The organism is Bacillus sp. AFS018417 (assembly GCF_002560985.1).
In the GTDB taxonomy this organism is placed as follows: domain Bacteria; phylum Bacillota; class Bacilli; order Bacillales; family Bacillaceae_G; genus Bacillus_A; species Bacillus_A rhizoplanae.
Genome location: NZ_NTTM01000002.1, coordinates 118,013 through 142,364 on the forward strand (window position 1 = coordinate 118,013; position 24,352 = coordinate 142,364).

The 24,352-nt window shown below is 37.3% G+C and carries 24 protein-coding genes, 1 pseudogene and 2 other annotated features; of the genes and pseudogenes, 4 read left to right on the forward strand and 21 right to left on the reverse strand.

The window, feature by feature from the left end:
• Window positions 1-26 precede the first annotated feature (26 nt).
• The gene (locus CN326_RS00850; RefSeq protein WP_141524943.1) at window positions 27-824 is read right to left on the reverse strand and encodes a TrmH family RNA methyltransferase; all 798 of its coding nucleotides are present in this window, start codon (window positions 822-824) and stop codon (window positions 27-29) included.
• 82 nt (window positions 825-906) lie between these two features.
• Between CN326_RS00850 and sspI the strand changes: the two genes are divergently transcribed.
• Window positions 907-1,116: a small acid-soluble spore protein SspI gene (gene sspI, locus CN326_RS00855; RefSeq protein ID WP_098305280.1), complete on the forward strand. Its 210-nt coding sequence runs from the start codon at window positions 907-909 to the stop codon at window positions 1,114-1,116.
• A 186-nt stretch (window positions 1,117-1,302) separates the two neighbouring features.
• Here the strand turns inward: sspI and CN326_RS00860 are convergent, their stop codons facing one another.
• Window positions 1,303-1,545, reverse strand: a complete 243-nt coding sequence (locus CN326_RS00860; RefSeq protein WP_098305282.1) for a hypothetical protein — start codon at window positions 1,543-1,545, stop codon at window positions 1,303-1,305.
• 478 nt (window positions 1,546-2,023) lie between these two features.
• Between CN326_RS00860 and CN326_RS00865 the strand changes: the two genes are divergently transcribed.
• Both CN326_RS00865 and CN326_RS00870 read left to right on the forward strand, forming a co-directional pair.
• Complete coding sequence (locus CN326_RS00865; protein WP_098305284.1) at window positions 2,024-2,371, forward strand: ammonia permease; 348 nt, start codon at window positions 2,024-2,026, stop codon at window positions 2,369-2,371.
• Window positions 2,372-2,537: 166 nt separating this feature from the next.
• Window positions 2,538-3,119 (forward strand): HD domain-containing protein, encoded by a 582-nt coding sequence (locus CN326_RS00870; protein WP_098305285.1) that lies wholly within the window; start codon window positions 2,538-2,540, stop codon window positions 3,117-3,119.
• 237 nt (window positions 3,120-3,356) lie between these two features.
• Here the strand turns inward: CN326_RS00870 and CN326_RS00875 are convergent, their stop codons facing one another.
• The 3 genes and pseudogenes from CN326_RS00875 to CN326_RS00880 all read right to left on the reverse strand — a co-directional run bounded on the left by CN326_RS00875 (window position 3,357) and on the right by CN326_RS00880 (window position 5,856).
• On the reverse strand, window positions 3,357-4,997 hold the full coding sequence (locus tag CN326_RS00875) for a DHA2 family efflux MFS transporter permease subunit (protein ID WP_375337708.1): 1,641 nt from the start codon (window positions 4,995-4,997) through the stop codon (window positions 3,357-3,359).
• A pseudogene (locus CN326_RS25490) lies at window positions 4,995-5,189 on the reverse strand (MFS transporter); the annotation flags it as partial. The gene CN326_RS00875 and the pseudogene CN326_RS25490, both read right to left, overlap by 3 nt.
• A 13-nt stretch (window positions 5,190-5,202) precedes the next feature.
• Window positions 5,203-5,856: an HlyD family secretion protein gene (locus tag CN326_RS00880; RefSeq protein WP_098305289.1), complete on the reverse strand. Its 654-nt coding sequence runs from the start codon at window positions 5,854-5,856 to the stop codon at window positions 5,203-5,205.
• 253 nt (window positions 5,857-6,109) lie between these two features.
• Here CN326_RS00880 and CN326_RS00885 point away from each other — a divergent pair, with 253 nt between their 5' ends.
• Window positions 6,110-6,730: a TetR/AcrR family transcriptional regulator gene (locus tag CN326_RS00885; RefSeq protein WP_098305291.1), complete on the forward strand. Its 621-nt coding sequence runs from the start codon at window positions 6,110-6,112 to the stop codon at window positions 6,728-6,730.
• A gap of 38 nt (window positions 6,731-6,768) precedes the next feature.
• On the opposite strand, the gene CN326_RS00890 is transcribed toward CN326_RS00885, so the two are convergent.
• The 16 genes from CN326_RS00890 to polA all read right to left on the reverse strand — a co-directional run bounded on the left by CN326_RS00890 (window position 6,769) and on the right by polA (window position 24,302).
• Window positions 6,769-7,854 carry a M42 family metallopeptidase gene (locus tag CN326_RS00890; protein WP_098305293.1) on the reverse strand — a complete coding sequence of 362 codons (1,086 nt, stop codon included), beginning with the start codon at window positions 7,852-7,854 and terminating at the stop codon, window positions 6,769-6,771.
• Window positions 7,855-7,925: 71 nt separating this feature from the next.
• Window positions 7,926-8,417 carry a dUTP diphosphatase gene (locus CN326_RS00895; protein WP_098305295.1) on the reverse strand — a complete coding sequence of 164 codons (492 nt, stop codon included), beginning with the start codon at window positions 8,415-8,417 and terminating at the stop codon, window positions 7,926-7,928.
• Between the two features lie 448 nt (window positions 8,418-8,865).
• On the reverse strand, window positions 8,866-9,225 hold the full coding sequence (gene rplT, locus CN326_RS00900) for a 50S ribosomal protein L20 (protein WP_098305297.1): 360 nt from the start codon (window positions 9,223-9,225) through the stop codon (window positions 8,866-8,868).
• Window positions 9,226-9,265: 40 nt separating this feature from the next.
• Window positions 9,266-9,463, reverse strand: coding sequence for a 50S ribosomal protein L35 (gene rpmI / locus CN326_RS00905; protein WP_020060080.1), 198 nt, complete (start codon window positions 9,461-9,463; stop codon window positions 9,266-9,268).
• Between the two features lie 21 nt (window positions 9,464-9,484).
• Complete coding sequence (infC, locus tag CN326_RS00910) at window positions 9,485-9,988, reverse strand: translation initiation factor IF-3 (RefSeq protein WP_020060081.1); 504 nt, start codon at window positions 9,986-9,988, stop codon at window positions 9,485-9,487.
• 62 nt (window positions 9,989-10,050) lie between these two features.
• Window positions 10,051-10,171: a sequence feature (ribosomal protein L20 leader region), on the reverse strand.
• A gap of 200 nt (window positions 10,172-10,371) precedes the next feature.
• Window positions 10,372-12,303 (reverse strand): threonine--tRNA ligase, encoded by a 1,932-nt coding sequence (gene thrS, locus CN326_RS00915; RefSeq protein ID WP_098305299.1) that lies wholly within the window; start codon window positions 12,301-12,303, stop codon window positions 10,372-10,374.
• A 50-nt stretch (window positions 12,304-12,353) separates the two neighbouring features.
• Window positions 12,354-12,580, reverse strand: a binding site (T-box leader).
• 32 nt (window positions 12,581-12,612) lie between these two features.
• Window positions 12,613-13,494: a putative sporulation protein YtxC gene (gene ytxC, locus CN326_RS00920; RefSeq protein WP_098305301.1), complete on the reverse strand. Its 882-nt coding sequence runs from the start codon at window positions 13,492-13,494 to the stop codon at window positions 12,613-12,615.
• Window positions 13,495-13,645: 151 nt separating this feature from the next.
• Window positions 13,646-14,584 carry a primosomal protein DnaI gene (gene dnaI, locus CN326_RS00925; RefSeq protein WP_098305303.1) on the reverse strand — a complete coding sequence of 313 codons (939 nt, stop codon included), beginning with the start codon at window positions 14,582-14,584 and terminating at the stop codon, window positions 13,646-13,648.
• A 33-nt stretch (window positions 14,585-14,617) separates the two neighbouring features.
• Complete coding sequence (locus tag CN326_RS00930; RefSeq protein ID WP_098305305.1) at window positions 14,618-16,024, reverse strand: replication initiation and membrane attachment family protein; 1,407 nt, start codon at window positions 16,022-16,024, stop codon at window positions 14,618-14,620.
• 404 nt (window positions 16,025-16,428) lie between these two features.
• Window positions 16,429-16,890, reverse strand: a complete 462-nt coding sequence (gene nrdR, locus CN326_RS00935) for a transcriptional regulator NrdR (RefSeq protein ID WP_098305307.1) — start codon at window positions 16,888-16,890, stop codon at window positions 16,429-16,431.
• Window positions 16,891-17,135: 245 nt separating this feature from the next.
• On the reverse strand, window positions 17,136-17,519 hold the full coding sequence (gene speD / locus CN326_RS00940) for an adenosylmethionine decarboxylase (protein WP_176524508.1): 384 nt from the start codon (window positions 17,517-17,519) through the stop codon (window positions 17,136-17,138).
• Between the two features lie 377 nt (window positions 17,520-17,896).
• Window positions 17,897-18,925, reverse strand: a complete 1,029-nt coding sequence (locus CN326_RS00945) for a glyceraldehyde-3-phosphate dehydrogenase (RefSeq protein WP_098305311.1) — start codon at window positions 18,923-18,925, stop codon at window positions 17,897-17,899.
• Window positions 18,926-19,034: 109 nt separating this feature from the next.
• Window positions 19,035-19,637, reverse strand: a complete 603-nt coding sequence (gene coaE / locus CN326_RS00950) for a dephospho-CoA kinase (RefSeq protein WP_098305313.1) — start codon at window positions 19,635-19,637, stop codon at window positions 19,035-19,037.
• A 280-nt stretch (window positions 19,638-19,917) separates the two neighbouring features.
• Window positions 19,918-20,550, reverse strand: a complete 633-nt coding sequence (ytaF, locus tag CN326_RS00960; RefSeq protein WP_098305317.1) for a sporulation membrane protein YtaF — start codon at window positions 20,548-20,550, stop codon at window positions 19,918-19,920.
• Between the two features lie 275 nt (window positions 20,551-20,825).
• On the reverse strand, window positions 20,826-21,656 hold the full coding sequence (gene mutM, locus CN326_RS00965; protein WP_098305319.1) for a DNA-formamidopyrimidine glycosylase: 831 nt from the start codon (window positions 21,654-21,656) through the stop codon (window positions 20,826-20,828).
• Window positions 21,657-21,668: 12 nt separating this feature from the next.
• Window positions 21,669-24,302 (reverse strand): DNA polymerase I, encoded by a 2,634-nt coding sequence (gene polA, locus CN326_RS00970; RefSeq protein WP_098305321.1) that lies wholly within the window; start codon window positions 24,300-24,302, stop codon window positions 21,669-21,671.
• Window positions 24,303-24,352: the final 50 nt, after the last annotated feature.

The window sequence follows — 24,352 nt, forward strand, 5'->3', positions numbered from 1 at the left end:
TACTTCAATTTATTATAAAAAGTTTTTTATCGATTCGCAACTGGAGTTTGTAAATAATACGTTAAAATCCCTGCTGCAACCGCAACATTTAATGATTCTGCTCCCCCGTAAATCGGAATATACAAGTTTTGATCACATTTGGAAAGAATCTCTTGGCGTACACCATTTCCTTCGTTTCCTACAATTAATGCAAAACTTCCCGTCGGCGTTACTTCACCGTATGGAACCCCATTTTCAAGAGCTGTTCCGTATACAGGAACGTTCTTTTCTTTTAGCTTGTCTACCCATTCTTCTAAGTTTCCTTTTACAATTGGTAAATGGAATACAGAGCCTTGTGTAGAACGCAGTACTTTACTGTTATAAACATCAACACATCCTTCTCCAAGCACAACGGCATGAATACCAGCTGCATCTGCTGTACGAATAATTGTCCCTAAGTTACCTGGGTCTTGCAGACCGTCAAGTAATAAGAGCTTTCCATCTGTCAAATGTACTTCTTTTTCTTGCTTCTCACAAACCGCAAATACGCCTTGTGTTGTTTCCGTTTCCCGTAACATTTTTACAATTGCCTCAGGCACAATGTACATTTCAACATCGGTAACTGCCCAATCTTTCGGAAGATCTGTTTGATCCCAAACGATAAGCTCTATTACAACTCCTGCTTTTAAAGCTTCCTCAACTAAATGGAATCCTTCTACAAAAAATAGTCCTTTTTTATCGCGCTCTTTTTTCGTCTGCAGCTTTTTCCACTGCTTCACGCGCGGATTTTGTACTGAATCAATGTTTTTCATAATATGTATTTCCCTCTCTTCTTGTCTTCTCATTATAGCCTATTTTTCATACATATTTACATAAAAAAGAACAAAAACTAATGTCAGTTTCCATTCCTAAAAAGAGGTGAAAATGATGAACTTTAATTTACGCAATGCTGTATTAGCAAACGTATCTGGAAATACGCAAAACCAATTACAAGAAACAATTGTCGATGCCATTCAAAGCGGTGAAGAAAAAATGCTTCCAGGGCTTGGCGTTTTATTTGAAGTGATTTGGAAAAATGCTGATGAAAATGAAAAGCATGAAATGTTATCTACGTTGGAGCAAGGCTTAAGAAAATAAGGAATTTCTCCCCCACCGATGGTTAGTTGAACTAATCGGGCGCATGCTAGTAGTAAGACCCCACCTATCTTCTTCGATTCTCTCTGAATCTTGAGGTGGGGTCTTACTACCCGTTAATGCGGGATAAAAAAGCCTTGCAGAGAAAACCGAAGGCTAATTAATATATCTATACACTTATTAGTTTATTTACTTTTGAAAATTCGTAATATTCGGATTAAAAATACGAACAGTCTGAAGAAGGTTGTTTACAATGTCTTGTTGTTGAGCTGTTAGTGTACCATCACCAGTGAATACTGTAATACAGATTGGGCAAGCTTCAATATGAATTCCCAATAGGTTAATAGCAAGTCCACCAGGTACATTCAGAGTGAGAATAGGTGTTGAACCCGCAGGAGGAGTGCAGGTTTCACAGTTAGTTAAAAGAGCCATAAAGTCAAATCCTTTCTTTATAGGGTTACCATATTTATATGACCGAATACAGATATGTGAAATAGGCATTTGGACAATTCTTGATCATTTTGTTAAAGTATCTCCAAAATTAAGCATGATTTCTGTGTCAGTAAGATTTTGGATGTCTTGCTCTATATCATGGTCAATAATTTGTTTATCTCTTCTATCAACCATAACAACATGGCCTCCTCTAGCAAATACTAGATTCTTTTTTCCTATCAAAAATAAAAATCAATAGCGTGAAATACAACTCACAATACAAGAATATCCATATGCTTTTTATCTTACTTTGGATAATTCGTTTTATTTATTATTTAACAATTACCTCAAACGTTCTACACTTATTATTTCGATTGTATATCGTGGATTTCTATCAAATATCCATATTTTTTTATAATATCCAAAATAAACCTCCTGTTATAAAATATAACTTATTACATAGGAGGTTTTCTTATATATGTTTATCTTACTTTGGATCCTTTTCGTACCCGTTCTTATACTATGCGGCATTGGCGGAGGGTTATTTTTCATTATAAGAGGAGCAATACATAAAAAATGGTTTATTTTTCTAATGGGAATCGTTTGTTTTTCACTCGTTCTCCTGCCTATTATTTCTGCAGGGATAGGAAGGGATGTCGAACAGTCTCTCCCACTTTCAACGTCTATGTACTGGGGTATGTTAGCTATTGCTAGTTTATTAGGAGGAATTAGCGGGGCGCGCAATCAAATAACTAGCATTAAACGTGTAGGAATTACTTTATTTTCGCTTGTTGTAATAGGGATATTTTTCTATGAAATGATGTAATTTAGTTATGCTCTTGAAAAGGGATCATAACAGAAAAAAATTTTTCTATTACATCATTAATTACTTTACTAACATAACAATGATGTAGTAAAATGTTCAAAATATATTTATAGCTATTGTTTTTTCTCTATAATACACTGCACTGAATGAAAGGAGTGAATGTTTTATGCGCCGTGTTACACTTGAACAAATTTTTCAGCATCCCATCACCCAAAAATATGTAAACCGATCTGGAATGGTTCATGCGATTGCTGTCGCTTACCACGCGTTCCACTTAGCCAAAAAGCATCACGCCTCAGTCGATGCGGCAACAAAGGCTGGTTTTCTTCATGATATCGGACATCACACATGGTATCGCGATGGGAAATGGGACTATGAATTGTATAAAAAGAATGATATACACGCTATTAAAGGAGCGGAAAGAGCTCATAAATTGCTAATCCGATTAGGAGAACACCCTAATCAAGCAAAAGAAATTTCTGTTGCCATTCTCCTGCACACTGATTCTTTTCTACTAGAGCAAACACTTGAAAGAACGCCTCTGCAAAATATTATTAAATGGGCAGACGAAGCAGATGAGGAACCAGGGGGAACACATCACTATCGAACAATCTCTTATGAAAAAGCACTGCAAGCGATCAAGCGATTAGATCAGATGATAGATCGCGAATTACAAACACATACACCATCCCATTTGCACATTTCTGCAAATGAAGGAAAAGGACAGACAAAACTTATAAAACATTAACATACAAAGTGACACTTCCATCAGTGTGGGGGCTTCATTCCCCACTGATGGAAAGTCCGCCAATCGGACTCTTACTACCCGCGAATAGCGGAATAAAAAAAGAACACCATTTCATAACAGAAAAACGCAGAGATTTCAAAATCTCTGCGTTTCTTTATACGATTCCATTGTTCAAAACAATGCCATTTTGCTTGTTATTTAGTCTATTAATTAACCTTCATAACCGAACTACTTACATCATCTCTCTGCTTTTTTGTTCACCTTATTTCCTGATTGTAAGAAAAATGATAAGAACAAGGCAATAGCTGTTAACATTGTTGCAATCCAGAACGCATCATTAATTCCGTTAATAACGGACATCTTCGAAACTTGCCCAAATAGCATTTGCGAGCTTAACGCGTTTCCTGCCTGAGCTGATCCTGTCAATGCACCAATACTTTGCCCCAATTGAGATAGTTTGTTTACAATAATCGGGTTTGTTGTTGTAATCGCATTTGCATAGTCTGCCATATGATTTGTCGTTTGCTGCGTCATAATTGTAATTAAAAGCGCAGTCCCAATAGAACCAGCAACTTGCTTTGCTGTATTTTGCATTGCTGTTCCATGCGAAATCAGTTGCCTTGGCAGAGCATTCATCCCTGCTGTCGAGATTGGCATCATAATAAAGGACATCCCAAACGAACGAATAATATAATCTATCATAATTTGAATAGAAGGTGTTTCTAATGTTAAATGTGTAAATTGGTATGTTGCGTATGTTGTAAGAAGTAATCCAAAAATTGCAAGCGGCCGAATCCCGTATTTATCAAATAGCCTTCCGGAAAATGGTCCCATCAGTCCCATAATTAAAGATCCTGGAAGAAGTAATAATCCGGAAACAATTGGCGTAAATCCACGGATGTTTTGTAAATATATAGGAAGTAATAGCATACCACCATATAGCGCCATCGTAACAATTGCATTAATTATCAGCGTCGAAGTAAATGCAGAGTAGCTGAATACACGAAGATCTAATATTTTATTGTCAGTCGTTAACTGTCTCCATATAAATAAACTTAGTCCAATAACTCCAATAATAATCGCAATGATAACTTCCGCACTACCCCAGCCTTTATTTCCTGCCTCACTAAAACCATATAGTAAGCTTCCAAGGCCGATACTAGAAGTGATAACACCATACGTATCCAGCGTTGCCTTTGACACTGGCTGTTTTAGCGTGAAATATTTTAGTGCTAATACAATAATGAATAAACCAATAATAAACATCGCATAGAATATCACATTCCATTTATAGTTTTGAATGATCCATCCTGTAATCGTCGGCCCAATGGCAGGTGCTAAAATCATTGCAAAACCGAGCAATCCCATCGCTGCCCCGCGTTTATGAGGCGGGAAGATTGCCATAAAAATATTCATTCCAACAGGCATTAAAATACCGGCACCAACAGCTTGAATGATACGTCCTGTCATCATCATCGTAAAGTTTCCGGATATCGCACAAATCATCGAACCGACTGTAAAGAATATCATGGCTGCTAAAAATAAGTTTCGATACGTAAACCGCGAAACTAAAAACGCACTAACCGGTACTAATACCCCGTTCACAAGCATAAAACCTGTTGTAAGCCACTGCGCTGTAGATGTCGATACATTAAATTCATTCATTAAGGACGGTAAAGCAACGTTAATTAATGTTTGATTCAAAATCGAAACGAACATCCCGGAAATAAGAACAGCCAAAACGACCTTCACGTTAAAATCAGGGAGAGCCGTCTGAGGCCGAGAAGCTTTCGGTTCTTTACTTTCCGCTTTTTGTTCTTGTACCGGTGCTTTTACAAGTTCTGATGCTTCTTGTTTTTCAATTGTTTCTTCTACAATTTCTTGTTCTTGAGCTCTCTCTTCAATACCTTCTGATATTTCTTGTTTTATTACTGCCTCTTTTGTATCCTTTAAAACCGCTTGAACCGGTTCTTCTATCCTTTGTGTTTTTTTCTTCCTAAAAACACGATTTACAATAATGAACACGACAATACATAAAAGAGCGTATCCTGCAATAAAGATCGAGGACATATTTCATTCCCCCTTACTTATGAATCCGAACTGTGACATTCATGCCTGGGACAATATTTAGTGATTTATTATGGTCTAATGAAATTTTAACTGGAATAACTTGTGTTACTTTCGTATAGTTTGCTGTTGCATTACTAGATGGTAGCATAGAGAATGTATTTGCTGTTGTTAAACCAATTTGTTCTACTTTTCCTGTTAATGTTGTATTAGGATATGCATCTACATATACATCTACATCTTGCCCTTTTTGAATATCGTCGATGTCTGTTTCTTTAATGTTTGCCGTTACCCATAAGTCGCTCATATTATAAGCGTACGCAAGCGGTGCTCCTGGAGCAATGTAAGAATCTTGCGTTGCATTCGATTGAACAAGCGTTGCATTTGTCGGAACTGTAATATCCACTTCTTGTGCTGTGCCACTAGCGTTACTCGTTACAGAACCTACTTTATCACCAGCACTATAACTTTTTCCTACTTCAGCTGTCCAGCTTGTTAATTTCCCAGCAACTGGAGATGCAATTGGTACAACTTTTCCATCAATTTTTGCATTGTCCGTTTTTAAATAACTTGTTGATTGATTGTAATAATAATAGCCGGCAAATCCGCCGCCAACTAACACAATCAATGTAATAATATTGATGATAACCATTCTTCGAATTTGACTCATTGTGTTCTCTCCTTATTTTCAATTTTAGTTAATAATATTGACCATTCATATTATTAAGGACTAGTCAAAAAAACAACCCTTTTTCTGGCACAAAATACTCTCCTTATTTTGTGCTAAGAAAAAGAATATCGTTTATAATTATAAATAATTCATTTTGAACGACAACCGTCAATTTATTTCGATATGTTGTTTTTCCGACATTCGCCTATATATGTGTTGAAAAAGTATGAAAAACAAAGCAAGGAGAACGAAAATGTCTATTAAAAATTCAAATGACCCGCGTGTAAAACGAACGAGGCAAGCGATACATGATGCTCTTATATCTTTAATACATGAAAAAGGTTTTGATGGTATTACGGTTCAAGACATTGCTGAAAAGGCAACTGTAAACCGCGCTACCTTTTATAGTCATTATCACGACAAATATGATCTATTAGACAAAAGCATTGCAGAAATGTTAACAGCATTAGCAGATATTCTCAAATCGAAAAAATTAGATAAGAAAGAGTTTGAACTTACTTTTGATACTCCTCATCCTATCTTTTTATCTTTATTTAGCCATATTGCTGAACATGCTTTCTTTTATCAAGTGATGCTTGGAGAGAATGGGATTCCGAAGTTTTCCTCACAAATGATGAAAGCAATTCAAACGGATTTGCTTAACGCCCTTTCTCTTTCACAACCAAATGAAGAAGAATTAATTGTACCTCGTGATATTCTTACTAGTTATATGGCAGGTGCACATTTAGGGATGATTATTTCTTGGTTAAGACAAAATATGCCGTATACGCCTCATTATATGGCCTTGCAGCTATCTCGTTTAATCATTTTAGGCCCGTATGCAGCCGCTGGATTAGAAGCACCATTTAAATGAAAAAGAGCGAAAGGAATGTCCCTTCGCTCTTTCGTATATTAATCAAATGTAATGTTATGTACAGCCTCAGCATCAAGACGTTTCACAACTTCTACAATTAACTTCACTGTGTTTTCATAGTCATCGCGATGCAGCATTGCAGCATGAGAATGAATATAGCGAGTTGCAATTGTAATTGCCATCGCTGGAATACCATCCACAGAAACATGAATTGCCCCCGCATCCGTTCCGCCGCCTGGAAGTGCATCGTATTGATATGGAATGTTTAATTCATCTGCTACACCAACAACGAAATCACGAAGACCTTTATGTCCAACGATAGATGCATCATATAAAATAATTTGCGGGCCATCACCCATTTTGCCTTGTGCTTCTTTTTCACTAATTCCCGGTGTATCTCCAGCGATACCAACATCTACCGCAAAAGCAATATCCGGTTGAATGTAGTTCGCAGATGTTTTCGCACCTCGTAAACCTACTTCTTCTTGAACCGTTCCAACACCATATACGATATTTGGATGTTTTTCATCTTTTAATTGTTTTAAAACATCGATTGCGATTGCACAACCAATGCGGTTATCCCATGCCTTTGCAAGTAACATTTTCTCATTTTTCATCACTTGGAATTCGAAGTATGGTACAACTTGATCTCCTGGACGTACGCCCCACTCCATTGCCTCTTCTTTACTAGAAGCACCAATATCAATAAACATATCTTTAATATCAACCGGCTTTTTACGAGCATCAACTGATAGAACATGAGGTGGCTTCGAACCAATGACACCCGTTACATCACCTTTGCTCGTAACAATTGTTACGCGCTGCGCTAACATAACTTGTGACCACCAGCCTCCAACTGTTTGGAAGCGTAAGAAACCTTTATCATCAATTTGCGTAATCATAAAACCAACTTCATCTAAATGACCAGCTACCATAATTTTCGGGCCGTTACCGTCACCAACTTTTTTCGCAACTAAGCTTCCTAAGTTATCTGTTGATACTTCATCAGCAAACGGTGCGATATACTTCTTCATTACTTCACGAGGCTCACGTTCATTTCCAGCAATCCCACGCGCGTCTGTTAGTTCTTTTAGCATCGTCAATGCCGCATCTAGTTTTGTCATTGGACAATGTCCTCCTTTTTCTTCATCTCTTTAATTATACAAGAGCGGAAAAGAATGTTCAAAAAATTTCATCAATATCCTTCTGTTTGACGCTGATGATTCACTTCGTTTTTATCTAAATATGCTTTTTCAATCTCTTCTTGACCAAAATCAAGTGCTTGTCCTAGGCGAAGATAGCTCGTAAACAATTCAATATAATTCGTAATAGACGGCTGTTCATTAAAACGGATTACTTTTGCATATGCATCTAAGAAAATTTCTACCTGTGTTTTATTTGTTATTGCACACTTATAAAATAAGAAATTTTTATCAATTCCTAAGTCAATTCCGATAGATAAAATAAAATGTAACCCATCCACATACTCTTCTAGTACAATTGCACGCTCAGATGCTGGCTTGTTGCTCCAATATTTAAAGCAGCGTGTCTCGTTTGCAAGTTCTCCAATTTCCACTAGAAGCGCTAGCATCTTTTCTTTTAACAACTTTTTCGGCTCTAAATTATGTTCTCTCGCAATACGATCATCTAATTCTTTTTGTAATTTAAATAGTTGTAGTAAATCCAAAACGTACTCCTCCTTCAATATCCAATAAACATTATCCGATATTGTTCCATTCTAATGGTAAATATAAGAAAATAAGCAAGTTACATTCTTACATTATAACAGTGTCAGTTTCGCGTGGAAAGACATGATTGTCTGAAGTCAAACTCCTCCTTATCACCATCGTTCTTCCGTATATAAGTGAGCTTATGACTATACACCTAAATAAAGTGAAACTTCCATCAGTGGGGGATTCTTACTACCCCTTAATGCGGGATAAAGATAAAAAGTCAGAGACCCCCTCCGACTTTTTATCTTTATTCTTCTATATTATTGTGCCTTTTATGCTTATTTTGTCATATATGGTACAACACGTCCATTCATCTTTCTTTCTTCCATTTCAGCAAAAACAATGTTAATTTATGAAAAACAAAAAAATCCTTAGGAACAATGTCCTAAGGATTTTTTATCATTACTTATTTAAAGCAGTTTTAGCAACTGTTGCTAATTCAGCGAAAGCTTTTTCGTCATGAACAGCTAGGTCAGCAAGCATTTTGCGGTTTACTTCGATACCAGCAACTTTAAGACCGTTCATTAAACGGCTGTAAGAAAGACCGTTCATACGAGCAGCTGCGTTAATACGAGTGATCCATAATTTACGGAAGTCACGTTTCTTTTGACGACGGTCACGGAACGCATACATTAAAGATTTCATTACTTGTTGGTTAGCAACTTTGTATAATGTATGTTTAGAACCGTAGTAACCTTTTGCTAATTTAATAATTTTTTTACGACGTTTACGAGTAACCGTACCACCTTTTACTCTTGGCATATTATTTCCCTCCTAGATATCTATCTGAACAAAATATTAATTACATGTTGTCAAGCATTTGACGAATACGTTTGAAGTCACCAGCGCTTACTACACCAGCTTTACGTAATTTACGTTTAGCTTTTGTAGATTTGTTAGCGAATAAGTGGCTTGTGTAAGCGTGAGAACGCTTTAGTTTACCAGATCCTGTTTTTTTGAAACGCTTTGCAGCGCCGCGGTGAGTTTTCTGTTTAGGCATAGTGATTTCCTCCTCTATTTATTACTTATCATTTTTCGGTGCTAAAACTAAGAACATGCTACGTCCTTCCATTTTTGGCTTAGATTCAATTGTACTAACTTCAGCACAAGCTTCAGAGAAGCGATCTAAAACACGTTGACCGATTTCTTTATGAGTAATAGCACGACCTTTAAAGCGAATAGACGCTTTAACTTTGTCGCCTTTCTCCAAGAATTTAATAGCATTACGAAGTTTTGTGTTAAAGTCATGTTCATCAATTGTTGGACTTAAACGTACTTCTTTCATACTAATGATTTTTTGATTTTTGCGCTGCTCTTTTTCTTTCTTTTGTTGCTCAAAGCGGAATTTTCCGTAGTCCATAATACGGCATACTGGTGGTTTCGCATTTGGAGCAACTAATACTAGATCAAGATTTACGTTTGCAGCCATGTCTAATGCTTCTTGACGAGACTTAATTCCAAGTTGATCACCATTTGCACCAACTAAACGTACTTCACGTGCACGAATTTGCTCGTTAATCATCATGTCCTTGCTAATAGTAAGCCACCTCCAAGGTTTTATGGGAATACGTTTTGGGAAGGCAGAACCCAAACAAAAAAGTGCGGGTATATGACACCCACACTTGTAATATCTTAAGTAAGAAATACATTTACCTGGTAACTGCTTTCGCGTCAATCAGGTGAGAAGCGGGTGCTTCTACTTGTTCCACAAATCCGTATTCTATTATCCTTGATGATTCTATCATAGGACGTGATGCGTGTCAAGAAGTCGATCTTCTTAAGTAGCAACAAAAAATATTGTAACAAACAAAACGAATACATGCAACATTTTTTTATATAAGCGAACTTTGGTTCTTATTACCAAACAAAACATACAAAAAAAAGCCGCGGACGAACCGCGGCTTTTTCTTATCGTTTTCCTTCAGCTTTAATTAGGTCAACGAAAGCGTCTAATGAGATTGTTTCTGATTTTTGTTCACCGTATTTACGTACGTTTACACCAGTTTCAGCAACTTCATTGTCACCTACTACAAGCATATACGGGATTTTTTGCATTTGTGCCTCGCGGATTTTATAACCGATCTTCTCATCACGAGTATCCACTTCAACGCGAATACCAGCACGTTGTAATTCTTCTTGTACTTTCTTCGCATAGTCTAAATGTACTTGCGGAGAAACTGGAATTACTTGTACTTGAACTGGTGCTAACCAAGTTGGGAATGCACCTTTGTACTCTTCGATTAAGAAGGCAACAAAGCGTTCCATAGTTGATACAACACCGCGGTGGATAACAACTGGACGATGATGCTTACCATCTTCACCGATGTAAGTTAACTCAAAGCGTTCTGGAAGTAAGAAGTCTAATTGTACAGTTGAAAGTGTTTCGTCTTTTCCAAGCGCAGTACGAACTTGCACGTCAAGTTTCGGACCGTAGAATGCCGCTTCACCTTCAGCTTCATAGTACTCAAGACCCATTTCATCCATAGCTTCTTTTAACATGCCTTGTGCTCTTTCCCACATTTCATCGTCATCATAATACTTTTTAGTATCTTCTGGATCACGATAAGATAAACGGAATGAATAATCTTCTAAACCGAAGTCTTTGTATACTTCTAAAGTTAAGTTTACAACGCGTTTTAATTCTTCTTTAATTTGGTCTGGACGAACGAAAATGTGCGCATCATTTAAAGTCATCCCACGTACACGTTGTAACCCAGATAATGCACCAGACATTTCATAACGGTGCATTGTTCCAAGCTCTGCAATACGGATCGGTAATTCACGATAGCTGTGGATATCGTTTTTATAAACCATCATATGGTGAGGGCAGTTCATTGGACGAAGTACTAATTCCTCATTATCCATTTCCATTGATGGGAACATGCCATCTCGGTAGTGATTCCAGTGACCAGAAGTTTCATAAAGCTCTCGGCTTCCTAATACTGGAGTATATACGTGGTCATATCCTAAGCTTGCTTCTTTATCAACAATGTAACGCTCGATAATTCGACGGATTGTTGCACCTTTTGGTAACCAAAGTGGTAAACCTTGTCCTACTTTTTGGCTATTTGTAAATAGTTTTAACTCTTTACCTAATTTACGGTGATCACGCTCTTTCGCTTCTTCAAGCATACGTAGATGCTCATCTAATTCCGCTTTTTTCACGAATGCAGTACCGTAAATACGTTGTAGCATTTTATTATCGCTATCTCCACGCCAGTAAGCACCAGCAACGCTTAACAGTTTAAACACTTTAATTTTCCCTGTAGATGGAAGGTGAACTCCGCGGCAAAGATCGAAAAATTCGCCTTGTTCATAAATTGAAATAACCGCATCTTCTGGAAGATCATTAATCAATTCTAATTTTAACTCATCGCCGATTTCTTCATAACGACGAAGTGCTTCAGCACGTGGTACTTCATGACGAACGATTTCTAGGTTCTCGTTCACAATCTTTTGCATTTCTTTTTCAATTTTCGGGAAGTCTTCAACTGTAATTGCTTCTTCCATATCGATATCATAATAGAAACCATTTTCAATAACAGGCCCAATTCCAAGCTTCACATCTTTATATAAACGCTTTAATGCTTGTGCTAAAAGGTGAGCTGTTGAGTGGCGTAAAATGTATAAACCATCTTCAGAATCTAATGTAACGATAGAAATCGCACCATCTTGCTCAATCGGTGTACGTAAGTCTACCATTTCCTCGTTTAATTTCCCTGCAATTGCTTTTTTCTTTAAGCCAGGGCTAATAGAAGCAGCAATATCTTCTGTTGTTATTCCTTTTGGAAATTCCTTCACAGCTCCGTCTGGGAATGTAATTTTTACTACGTCTGCCATCTTTGGTCACTCCTTTTTCATAGTCAAAATAAAAAACACCCATCCCTATAAAAAGGGACGAGTGTTGAATTCGTGGTTCCACCCTTGTTCCAGCTAACGCATTGTTAACTGCTCAAGTTCATTATAACGGCATTTACCGTCAGCAATTACTAGAATTTCGTTCACTGCTGAAGTTCAGAGGTGGTAAGTAATAATCTCGTATTAAGAAGCTCACAGCCTAAGGCTTCCCTCTCTGAGAATCGTAGACAATTACTCATGTCCTCATCGTAACATTTTAATGTATTTTCATGTATGTACGTAATTATATGCTCAAAAATTTAGAAAATCAAGGGCGTTCCCTTTATTTTTATAATTTTTCACATTCTTTTCAAATTCATGAAGCGCATATAGTTGTACTCTCTCTTGAAACACATTTTGAATTGTCACAATCATATTATGATCTTGCTCTTTCGTATACAGATGAATTGTTTTAGGCGAGATTGAAAGAAGCGGTGCCATAATATTCGGATCAATGTACAAGCCTTTTTGAGAGAGTAATTCTTCTTCTATATACTGAACAAGTTTATCTTGTTTTAAACGAGCTCCCTTTTCATCATAAAAAATAAAACTGTCATCAAACACAAGATGCAAGCATGACAAACGCGATTTTCGGCTGCTCACTTGCTGCCGGAGCGTTTCCACAAACATTTGATACTCTTGTTCTAACTTATATTCATCTATCGCCATCTCTGTAGTGCGATATAAAAATTCATTGTACTTTCTCAAGCGAAAACGAATGTATGCTTCAAACGAAAAAGACATCTTATCATGCATCCACCCCCGCAAGGAAGAAACCACCAATTCTTTCCCTCTTTGTTTAGAAGGAGCATCGTTTAGCCCCTTACGTCTCCCATTTAAAATAGAATGAGCCATATGTAAAATTTGAATTCGTTCTTCTCGCTCTCCATAGTAAAACTTCTCTTTTAAAATATCACTTATCCATTCATCTTGTTTTGTATTTATAATATATTGAACAAGTACAGGGATAACCACTCGATCAATGTAGCATAATTCTTGTATTGGTATATGAACAATCACCATTTGTTCGTACAAATAAATGCTTATTTCTGCATATATATCATCTGTCCGTTTTTTCAGCTCTTTATATATAACAATAGCATCATTTTTTTCTTCAAAGCAGATTTCAATCACTTTTGTCCCCCCTTTTATAATTCTTGCTATTTCCATATATATTAGGGGGATGTACAAAAAATGATACAAGCGTAAAGTAATTTATCATTCAAAGTAATGCTTTATTATATTTCCTTCCAAAAAAATAAAGAGCAAGCTCACTGCTTGCTCTTTACGTATGCCGGCGGTTTTTCCCACCAATAGGAATCGGCTTCGCTAAATATTTAATCCGCTCCATAATACGGGCCGCTTTCATTTCTTCTGCTTCTCCGCGCTGCGTATATGTTAGATGATGTTCTAACTCTTTAAAATCAAAGTTTGATGTAAAGAACGTCGGTAAATTTTCCAACATGCGAAATTGTAAGATGGCGCCGAGGACATCATCACGTACAAAGCTGGACATTGCTTCTGCCCCAATATCATCTAACATTAAGACTTGTACACGCTTCACAGCATCAATCTTTTCACCTATCGTGTTATCTTGCAGTGAACTTTTAATTTCTCGTAAAAATTCTGGTAAGTATACAATCATTGAACTTACCTTTTTTAAGGCTAATTCATTTGCAATTGCTCCTAAGAGATACGTTTTTCCTACACCAAATTTACCGTAGAGATATAAACCCTGTACTTTTTTCCCTGGTTCATACGCACTTAAAAATTCATTCGCTGCATCAATCGCATCAATACGCGCATCTAAATCCGATGGGTCTAAATTTTCCATAGAAGCCTTCAAAATATCACTTGGCATATAGACACTCTGCACTAATTTTTCATATTTCTTTCTCTCATCATAAGCTACTTTTCTCACACAACGATCATACTGAATATCAATCATCTTACCTTGAATAATCAATTTTGGCTCGTATCCTTGAATCATATTTTTACATGATTCTAAGTTCGGACAATCTGTGCATCCAACACTTTGTCCAATATATTCATACAGTTTCACAAGACTTCGTTCTATCATAGAAGTCGTTACTTCCCCTTTATGTTCTTCCACAAATTCTTTCACACGGGGATGTGCCATAACTTCTTCTTTTAACACTTCATATCTATTTTTAAAATTTTCGTTTTGCATCAATTTTGCAAATGAATTTTGAATATGCTCCATTTTTTCACCTCAAAGAGCGTTCATTCTCCTCTACTAATCACGCTTATATTTTTTTAGTACTTCTTCTAGTCTCTTTCGTTCTTCTTCTAGCTTGCTTGGATTTTCTTTTGAACTTACACGATCTTGCGATTGCCCTTTAGATTCTTCTTTCGCTTCTTCCTTAAGCCAATCCGGCACCATTTCTTTCCGTACTAGTTTCTTCGATGTACGGCCTTTTTTCTTCGTCTCAGCCCATTCTTGATATTGGCGATTCTCTTCTTTTGCTAAAGCCATCGCTTCTGACACTGTGCCTACTTTCTTCCTTGCCCAGTGTCCTGCAATCTTCTCAACATATGTTTTAGCCAATTTCATATCAGAACGAAGCATCACATAATAAATAAGCACATTTACAACGCCTGGTGTGAGCTTCTGATTCAACATCACTTCTTCAATAATTTGCAAATCAGCTTTCGTCGGCTCAGCTCCGCCCGAAATTTCTTTTAATAACTCTCTTGGCGAAATTTCTTCTAACTGTTTAATGAGCATTTCTTCTTGTGTTTTCGGCTCTTTCTCTTTCATCGTCCGCGCATGCAATGGCTGCGTTCGTTCACTAAATACTGGGAGCGCTTGTCCATTCTCAAATTGGTACCAATCACGCGCACCTTTTCGCAGTCGCTCCATATCAATTGTATGATGTTCTGTAACAGCACCAAGAACAATATTTTGCATGGATAACGGATCAATCCCGTATACGTAAGCTACTGTCATCACACATTCACGCATCTGTTCTGTAATGGCTTTGCGCGGAACGAGTGCTGATAATCCTTCTACAAATAATGAAAAATCAAAGAAATCATTCCAGAGCTTAGGTGCATTACCCTGCGCTCTGCCCGGCATCACAGTTGCATTTGGTATAAGCAATTCTTCCTTGGCATACTCAACTTGTCCTGGATTAAACGAGCCAAACACATCATTAAAGGATCGTGTCATATTTTCATAAGAAACAAAGTCAAATTCTTCTTCTAAAAAATATTGCTTTACTTGATTGTATTTTGCCTTGCTTAAGCGGTTATATAAAAAAATACTTAATACAATATCATCAAAAAATTGCTTCGGCATGAGAGGTGGCTGCAACTCATAAATAAACATGCGAATATCTTTTTCTTTTTTCATATACACATTTAAAAGTCCAATTGCCTCTAGTTTTATACGTTCTTCATAAATATCTGGGAGCTGCATTTGCATCGTTACCATAATAGAATGGTGTGTATTTTCTCTTCCAAATAAACGATCCTGCTCCAATTCTCCCCACAATGTCATATATAAACTAAAAGCTTTACTACCGATTAGCGGTTGATATAGCATCGTAAGCACTTTACGGTCATAATTACTGAGCAGTCCTCTTGCACTTACTTTATAACGGTCAATTGGCAGTAACTCCATCCATGACTGTCTTTCCATTCTTGCAAATCCTTTCTGTTATCCATTCTTATCATAAAGTGAAACTTCCATCAGTGGGGGGGTTTTTCATCCCCCACTGATGGTTAGTTGAACCAATCGGGCTTTTACGGACAGTTATCCCCTACCTCTCTTCTTCGCTTTTCTCTGAATCTTGAGGTGGGAGTCTTACTGTCCGTTAATGCGGGATAAAGTGAAACTTCCATCAGTGAAGGGCTCACCGATGGAAAGCTCTCACCAATCGGGCGCATGCCAGCAGTTGTCCTCCACCTTTCTTCTTTGTTTTCTCAGAATTTCGAGGTAGAGATCTTACGGCCCGCAAATAGCGGGATATATGTGATTTATATTTCCGTTCGTTACTACTTATTAGTGAAAAAAAGAGCTAATAGCTTACGCTTCTAGCTCTTTTATTTTCGTTCTTTTTGAAGTATATCTTTTAATTCTTCAATAAATACGTTCAAATCTTTAAATTGTCGATAAACAGATGCAAAACGTACATATGCAACATCATCAATATCACGAAGCTCTTCCATGACCATTTCACCAATCATATCGCTTTTTACTTCTGACATTCCTAAGTTACGCAATTCACGTTCTACATGTTGCGTGATTTCTTCTAGTTGTTTTAAAGATACAGGTCGTTTTTCACACGCTTTAATTAAACCGCGCAAAATTTTCTCTTTGTTAAACTCTTCTCGCATTCCTTCTTTCTTTACAACAATTAGTGGCGGCTCCTCGACACGTTCAAATGTTGTAAAGCGATTGAGACAACTTTCGCACTCTCTTCTTCTACGAATCGATCGCCCTTCGTCAACTGGACGCGAATCCAATACTCTCGTACCATTGTGAAAACAGGATGGACAACGCAATCCATTCACTCCTTTACAATTTAATTTTATCTTAACAAAACCAAAACATTATAAACAAGAATTATCTCTTCTATATTATAAACCCTTAATCAAATATACTTATGTACGTTATTCTTTTTTATCTTTCTAACAATTAATTTACCCAGACTTCCATCAGTGTGGGTCTTACTGTCCGCAAATAGCAGATAAATTAAAAAGAGGTGTATAATACACCTCTTTACATTTTAAATCACTTATCTTCTTTTTTAAAGAGCTTTTGTCTCTCTTTGTTTAATTTCGAAGCTACCTGTACCACGAGGAAGTTCAATGCTCTCTCTCGTTTTTGCGCTCAAACCTTCAGCGATGTACTCTGCAGCAACATTCGGATCAATGCGATCTCCGCAAGTATATACATCAATACTTGCATAACCATGTTCTGGAAAGCTGTGGATTGTTAAGTGAGATTCAGAAATAATTACAACCCCACTTACACCTTGTGGTGCAAATTTATGGAAAGCAACCTCACGTACTTCAGCGCCTGCTCGAAGTGCTGCATCCACAAATAATTTTTCAATATAAGGCATATCATTAAGTTTGTCGAAATCGCAATCCCAAAGTTCCGCGATTACGTGACGACCCATAGTATCCATAGTATCCATTCTACAGTTCCCCCTTATAAATTTAATCTAACTGTTCGAATTGAAAACTAATTTGCAATTTGGCTTGCTCCACTACCACGGGGGAAAGTTAGTCCAGAGAGGTCCTAACCCTTTAAGTAGTGACTACCACCTCAGCTCTTAAGTTTACGAATGTTAGTATACTTTGTTTATTTTCATTTTGCAACAACAGTTTTTTATTTTTTCGATGACACTTTCTCTTTTACTTTTCTCCGAAAACAAAAGAAAAGATTCCAAATCACAGTAATTATAGCTTTTTTAGGCGATTTACAAAGAAAAAGCATATGTATTCTTTTCCTTTCATAAAAAAAAAGAAAAAGGCTAGCTAACGCTTGCCCTTTTCTCATCTATTAAATATGTTGTACGTTTTCTTGTTTCGCAAATTGATCTACAACAAGCTTTACAAGATCTACAACACGACGAGAATAACCCCATTCGTTGTCGTACCAAGCAAGTACTTTCACTTTGCGCTCACCCATTACCATTGTAGATAAACCATCAACGATTGCGGAATGTGTATTTGTATTAAAATCTATAGAAACAAGAGGCTCATCACTAAATGCGACAATTCCTTTTAACGCACCGTTAGCTGCTGTCATGAACGCTTCATTAATTTCTTCCACTGTTACATCGCGCTTTACATCCACAACTAAGTCAACAAGAGATACGTTTGGTGTTGGAACGCGAAGTGCCATCCCATGAAGTTTTCCGTTTAGATGTGGAAGAACTTTTGCTAACGCTTTCGCAGCACCTGTCGTTGTTGGAATGATAGATTGACCACATGCACGTGCTCTACGTAAATCTTTATGTGGATTATCAATATTTTTTTGGTCATTTGTATAAGCATGAACTGTCGTCATTAAACCGTTTTCAATTCCAAACTGCTCATCTAACACCTTTACAACAGGTGCTAAACAGTTTGTTGTACAAGACGCATTTGAAATAACGATATGTTTTGTAATATCAAGTTGTTCATCGTTTACACCAACAACAACTGTTACATCTTCATTTTTTCCTGGTGCAGTTAAAATAACATTTTTCGCACCAGCTTCTACGTGAAGACTTGCGCCTTCCTTGGAGTTAAACTTACCCGTTGCTTCAATTACAACGTCTACTCCCATTTCTTTCCAAGGCAATTCTCTTGGATCGCGGTTGTTTAAAAGGCGAATCATTTTGCCATCTACTAATAAATGATCTTCAAACGCTTCTACTGTACCATCAAATTTACCATGAACTGTATCATATTTAATTAAATGTGCTAACGTTTCAGATGGGTAGCTCGCATTAATCGCTACAATTTCGAATGCGCTTTCTTTTATAGCTTGGCGAAACACCATTCTCCCAATACGTCCAAAACCATTAATTGCCACACGAATCATAATATGTTATCCCCCTTGATTGCGTTATACTATTTATCTCCAATCCCAATAATAGTATAACACAAAAAGAAGATATGTCACTAAACAATTTCATCATTTTTAAATTTTTTTATTTAATAATGTTCCATTCTTTTAAAATGCGACTTAATTGGGCTTTCGTCTCTTCCATTGTGCCATTATTATTAATCACTTCATCCGCTAATGTGATTTTATCTTCTAGCGGCATTTGCGAAGCAATACGAGCCTTTGCCTCTTCTTCTTTAAAATTGTTGCGCTCCATTAATCTTGTAAGCTGAGTCTCACTATCAACATAAACTAGCAAAATTTTATCTACCAGACCTGTTAATTTACTCTCAAATAAAAGTGGAATATCGAGCACAACCGCTTGCGCTTTTTCTCTTATGTACATATCCTTTTGTGCATTCATTTCTTTTCGTACAGCAGGGTGAACAATACCGTTTAACAGCAAACGTTTTTCTTCATTATGAAATACGATGCCACCAAGCTTCGGACGATCTAGTTCTCCATTTTCCCCCAGCACTTCTTTCCCAAATGCTGTTACAATTTCGTTATACGCTTCCTTCCCTGGTTCTACAACTTCCCTCGCAATAATATCTGCATCAATAACTGGAACATGAAAACCTTGAAACATTTGTGATACTGTACTTTTTCCACTTGCAATGCCGCCTGTTAATCCAATTACAACTGTCATCAAAATTCCCCCTTAAGAAAAGCTTAAGCATCCTGTTTAGCAAAACAAGTGCTGAAGCTAGACATCTCCAACTTTTATAAGTGAAACTTCCAGCAGTGGGGTTTTCTTCATTTCCCACTGCTGGAGAGCCCGTCCAATCAGGCACATGCCAGCAGTTATCCCCCACCTAGCTTCCTCGCTTCTCTCTGCACCTTGAGGTGGGGGATAACTGCCCGCGAATAGCGGGATAGATTCGTATCCTTTAAAAATAGAGACGTGAAACATCAGTTCACGTCTCCTCTTACATTTTCCAAATTCCAATAATAATAAGTAATATACCCGGCAAAAACGTAAGCTTTTGTAGCCATCGCATATTTGATAATATCGTTCCCGCCTTCATTCCAATAAATAAAAATAACGAGCTCATTACCGCAACTAATCCCGCCATCGTAAATGGAGAATATCCAAGTAAAGACGCCCCAATACCTGCTCCAAATGAATCTAATGAAAGCGCCATACCAAGAAGAAGTGCTTCCACCCCCGAAATTGTCCCAGATTTATCAAAATCAGCAACAGTCGGTTTTCGCAAAATTTGAATGACAAGGCCGAGAGAAGCAATTTCTAAGTTCCATACTTTTTCTTCTTGCGGTGCTTCCTCTTTTTTATCACTTTGAAAAAATTGATACAACACCCACGCACCGATTGCTACGAGAACCAATCCTCCAATTCTTGTCGCAAGCACCGGCGAAAAAACTTGTGCAATCATATGCCCGATTCCCATTGATAATATCATCACAACAGCTGAACAAATCCCGATTACAATAATAGATTTCAGTGGAATTCGGACGTTGCGGAGCCCATATGTAAGCCCCACACTGCAGCTATCTAAACTTAGCGTAAAAGCTAATAAAATAAGAGAGAAATAATGATACATCGATAAGCTCCTTCCCTATACATAGCTTTGTTGTATATATATGACAGAAGCCTATCCGATGTTATTACAAAAAATATATTGAAACTTCCATCAGTGAGGTTTTCTTCATCCCCACTGATGGAAAGCTCTCACCAATCGGGCTTTTACGGACAGTTATCCCCCACCTAGCTTCCCTGCTTCTCTCTGCATCTTGAAGGTGGGGGTCTTACTGTCCGCGAATAGCGGGATAAAATGATGCTGTCATCAATAAGTATTTTTACTGATGTTTTGTTTGTTTAACTTTTCAACTGACAAACAGGGCAATAATGTGTACCGCGTCCGCCAACAACTGTTTTTTCAAGTGTAGTGCCGCATGTTACACATGGTTCACCTTTTCTTCCATATACGTAAAGGCGTTCTTGAAATGAACCAATTTGTCCTTGCGAATTCATATACGTACGAATTGTACTTCCACCACGCTCTACCGCTTCTGTTAATGTTGCAACAATTTCTTTATACAACGTTTCAAATTCCTCATTCGTTAAAGAAGACGCTTCTCGCTCTGGATGAATACGTGAACGGAATAATACTTCATCTACATATATATTGCCAAGACCAACTACAATGCGTTGATCTAACAAAACAACTTTTACTTTCCGAGCGGTTTTTTGCATTCTTTCTCGTAAATACGCTGGTGTTAATTCACCCGAAAAAGGCTCTGGCCCTAAATCTACAAGCGGCATGACTGTAAGCTCTGATCCTTTTTCGAAAAGATGCATCGTACCGAATTTACGTACATCTTTATAACGAAGTTCCGTACCGTCTGTAAAACGAAAACGGACGTGTGTATGTTTATCAACTGGATCATCTGCTTCGTGCAGCATATATTTCCCTTCCATTCGCAAATGAGAAACAATGACATAACGGGTTACATATATGAGAAGAAACTTACCGCGACGTCCGACTTCTTCAATCATTTCTCCGCGCAGCATCTCTTTGAAAAGTTCGGCGTCATCTGGTTCTTTCACTAAATTTGGGTATGTTACAATAACTTCTTCAATCGTCTTTCCTCTGACGAGTTTCTCTAACGTTCGCCTTACATTTTCAACCTCTGGTAGTTCTGGCATACTATCACTTCCTTATTTTGCATCGTACCATGTTGGACCATATGAGTAATCAACCTTTAATGGAACAGAAAGCTCAATCGCGTGCTCCATTACTTCAGGTACAAGTTTCTCTAGCTTTTCTACTTCCTCTTGAGGCACTTCAAAAATAAGTTCATCGTGCACTTGCAGAAGAAGACGAGCTTGTAATCCTTCTTCTTCTAGTCGATCCGCCATAATAATCATCGCTTTCTTAATAATGTCCGCAGCACTTCCTTGAATAGGTGTATTCATTGCCGTGCGTTCTGCAAAGCTGCGCAGATTAAAATTGCGGCTCGTAATTTCTGGAATGTAACGGCGACGGTTCAACAATGTAGATACATATCCTGTTTGCTTCGCCTCTTGCACAATATCATCCATATATTCCTTTACTCCTGGAAAACTCTCAAAATACTTTTGAATGAAATCAGCTGCTGCTTTTCTTGTAATGCCAAGATTTTGCGATAAACCATAATCACTAATTCCGTATACAATTCCGAAATTTACAGCTTTCGCTTGTCGTCTCATATTAGAGGTTACGCCCTCTTTTTCAACTCCAAATACATCCATCGCTGTTTTTGTGTGAATATCCATATCATGTTGGAATGCTTCAATCAAGCCATTATCTCTTGAAATATGTGCCAAAACGCGTAATTCAATTTGAGAATAATCCGCTGCAAACATGATCCAATCTTTTTTTGATGGAATAAATGCTTGACGTATTTTTCTTCCTTCTTCTAAACGAATCGGAATGTTTTGTAAGTTTGGATCTGTTGAACTTAAACGTCCCGTTTGTGTTAATACTTGATTAAAACGTGTATGAATTTTAGACGAATCTGTATAAACAACTTTCAGCAAACCTTCAATATACGTAGAATTTAATTTTCCCAGCTGACGATAGTGTAAGATTTTCGGAATAATTTCATGATGCTCCATTAATTTTTCAAGCACATCAGCTGATGTAGAATAACCTGTTTTTGTCTTTTTTATAACCGGTAAGTTTAAGCTTTCAAACAAGATCACACCAAGTTGTTTCGGTGAATTAATATTGAATTCCGTTCCTGCAAGCTCGTAAATTTCTTCTTCCATTTTCTTGAGCTGCGCGGCCAATTCATCCCCCATATTGCGGAGACGATTTGTATCAACTGCAACACCTTTACATTCCATTTCAGCTAATACGCGGCAAAGCGGCATTTCCAACTCTGTAAATAATTCATACTGCTCATTCTTTTTCAGTTCTTCAGCAAATGATTGCTGTACATCGTATAACACATGCACTTTTCGCGCTACGTGCTCCGCTACAACTGTCTGCTCTGGTACAGCTCGTTTTGCACCTTTTCCATACACTTCTTCATCTGATTGCACAGCATGTGTATCTTTCATTTTCGCAACGGCACGAAAATCTTTATCCGTTTCCGCTGGATCAAGTAAGTAAGCTGCAATTAATAAATCAAAATCAATTCCCTTTATTTCATAGCCTTTCCACTTTAACGCAACAATTGCACGCTTAGCATCAAATGTATACTTCTTCATCTCTGGATTCGCTAACCAATTCGTAAACGATTGTGATTGAAGAGCGATATCAGTCGGAACAAAGTAACATCCATTTTCATTTTGAATACCAAATCCTTGAATATTCGCTCCGTGATAATTGTCTTCTTGCACTTCTACAATGAGCGCACTATCTTGCTGCAACATTTCTTCCGTTACTTCTTCTACAATTTCAAATGAGATATCATCCAGCTCAGCTGCTGGCGTTTCTGCAATCGGTGCTCCTAACTTAGTCAATAAAGAATGAAACCCTAAGTTCTCAAACATTGGAATAATATCGCTATTATCATGTCCGTTATAAGCAATATCATCTAATTGAATCGTAATTGGGGCATCAGTAATAATTGTTGCTAACTCTTTACTCATCAATGCTTGCTCTTTATTTTCTTCAAGCTTTTCTTTTAATTTCTTACCGCTCACTTTGTCTAAATTTTCATATACAGCTTCCACTGTTTCAAATTGTGTTAACAATTTAATTGCCGTCTTCTCACCGACACCTGGGACACCTGGGATATTATCTGACTGATCTCCCATCAGCCCTTTCATATCGATAATTTGCTTTGGAGATAAACTATATTTTTCAAATAATGTTTCTTTTGTATACTCGTCCACTTCTGTAATTCCTTTACGCGGAATACAAACGCGGGTATTGTCTGAAACGAGCTGAAGCAAATCTTTATCTCCGGAAATGACTTTTACTGGAACCCCTTGCTCACTCGCTTCTTTTGCCAATGTTCCCATAATGTCATCTGCTTCGTAGTTCTCTAATTCGTAACGAGGCACATGAAATGCATCTAACATTTCACGAATGAATGGAAATTGCTCTGATAGTTCTGGTGGTGTTTTTTGACGGCCACCCTTATACTCACTAAATGTTTTATGACGAAACGTTGTTTTCCCTGCATCAAATGCAACGAGCATATGCGTTGGCTTTTCTTCTTCTAGAATTCTCATTAACATCATCGTAAAACCATAAATGGCATTTGTATGTATACCTTTGTCGTTGTTTAAAAGCGGCAACGCAAAGAAAGCGCGATACGCAATATTATTTCCATCAACTAAAACAACTTTCTTTTCCAATTTGAAAAACCTCCCCGTAAAAAATTAAAACGATTTCTCAATACATAGAA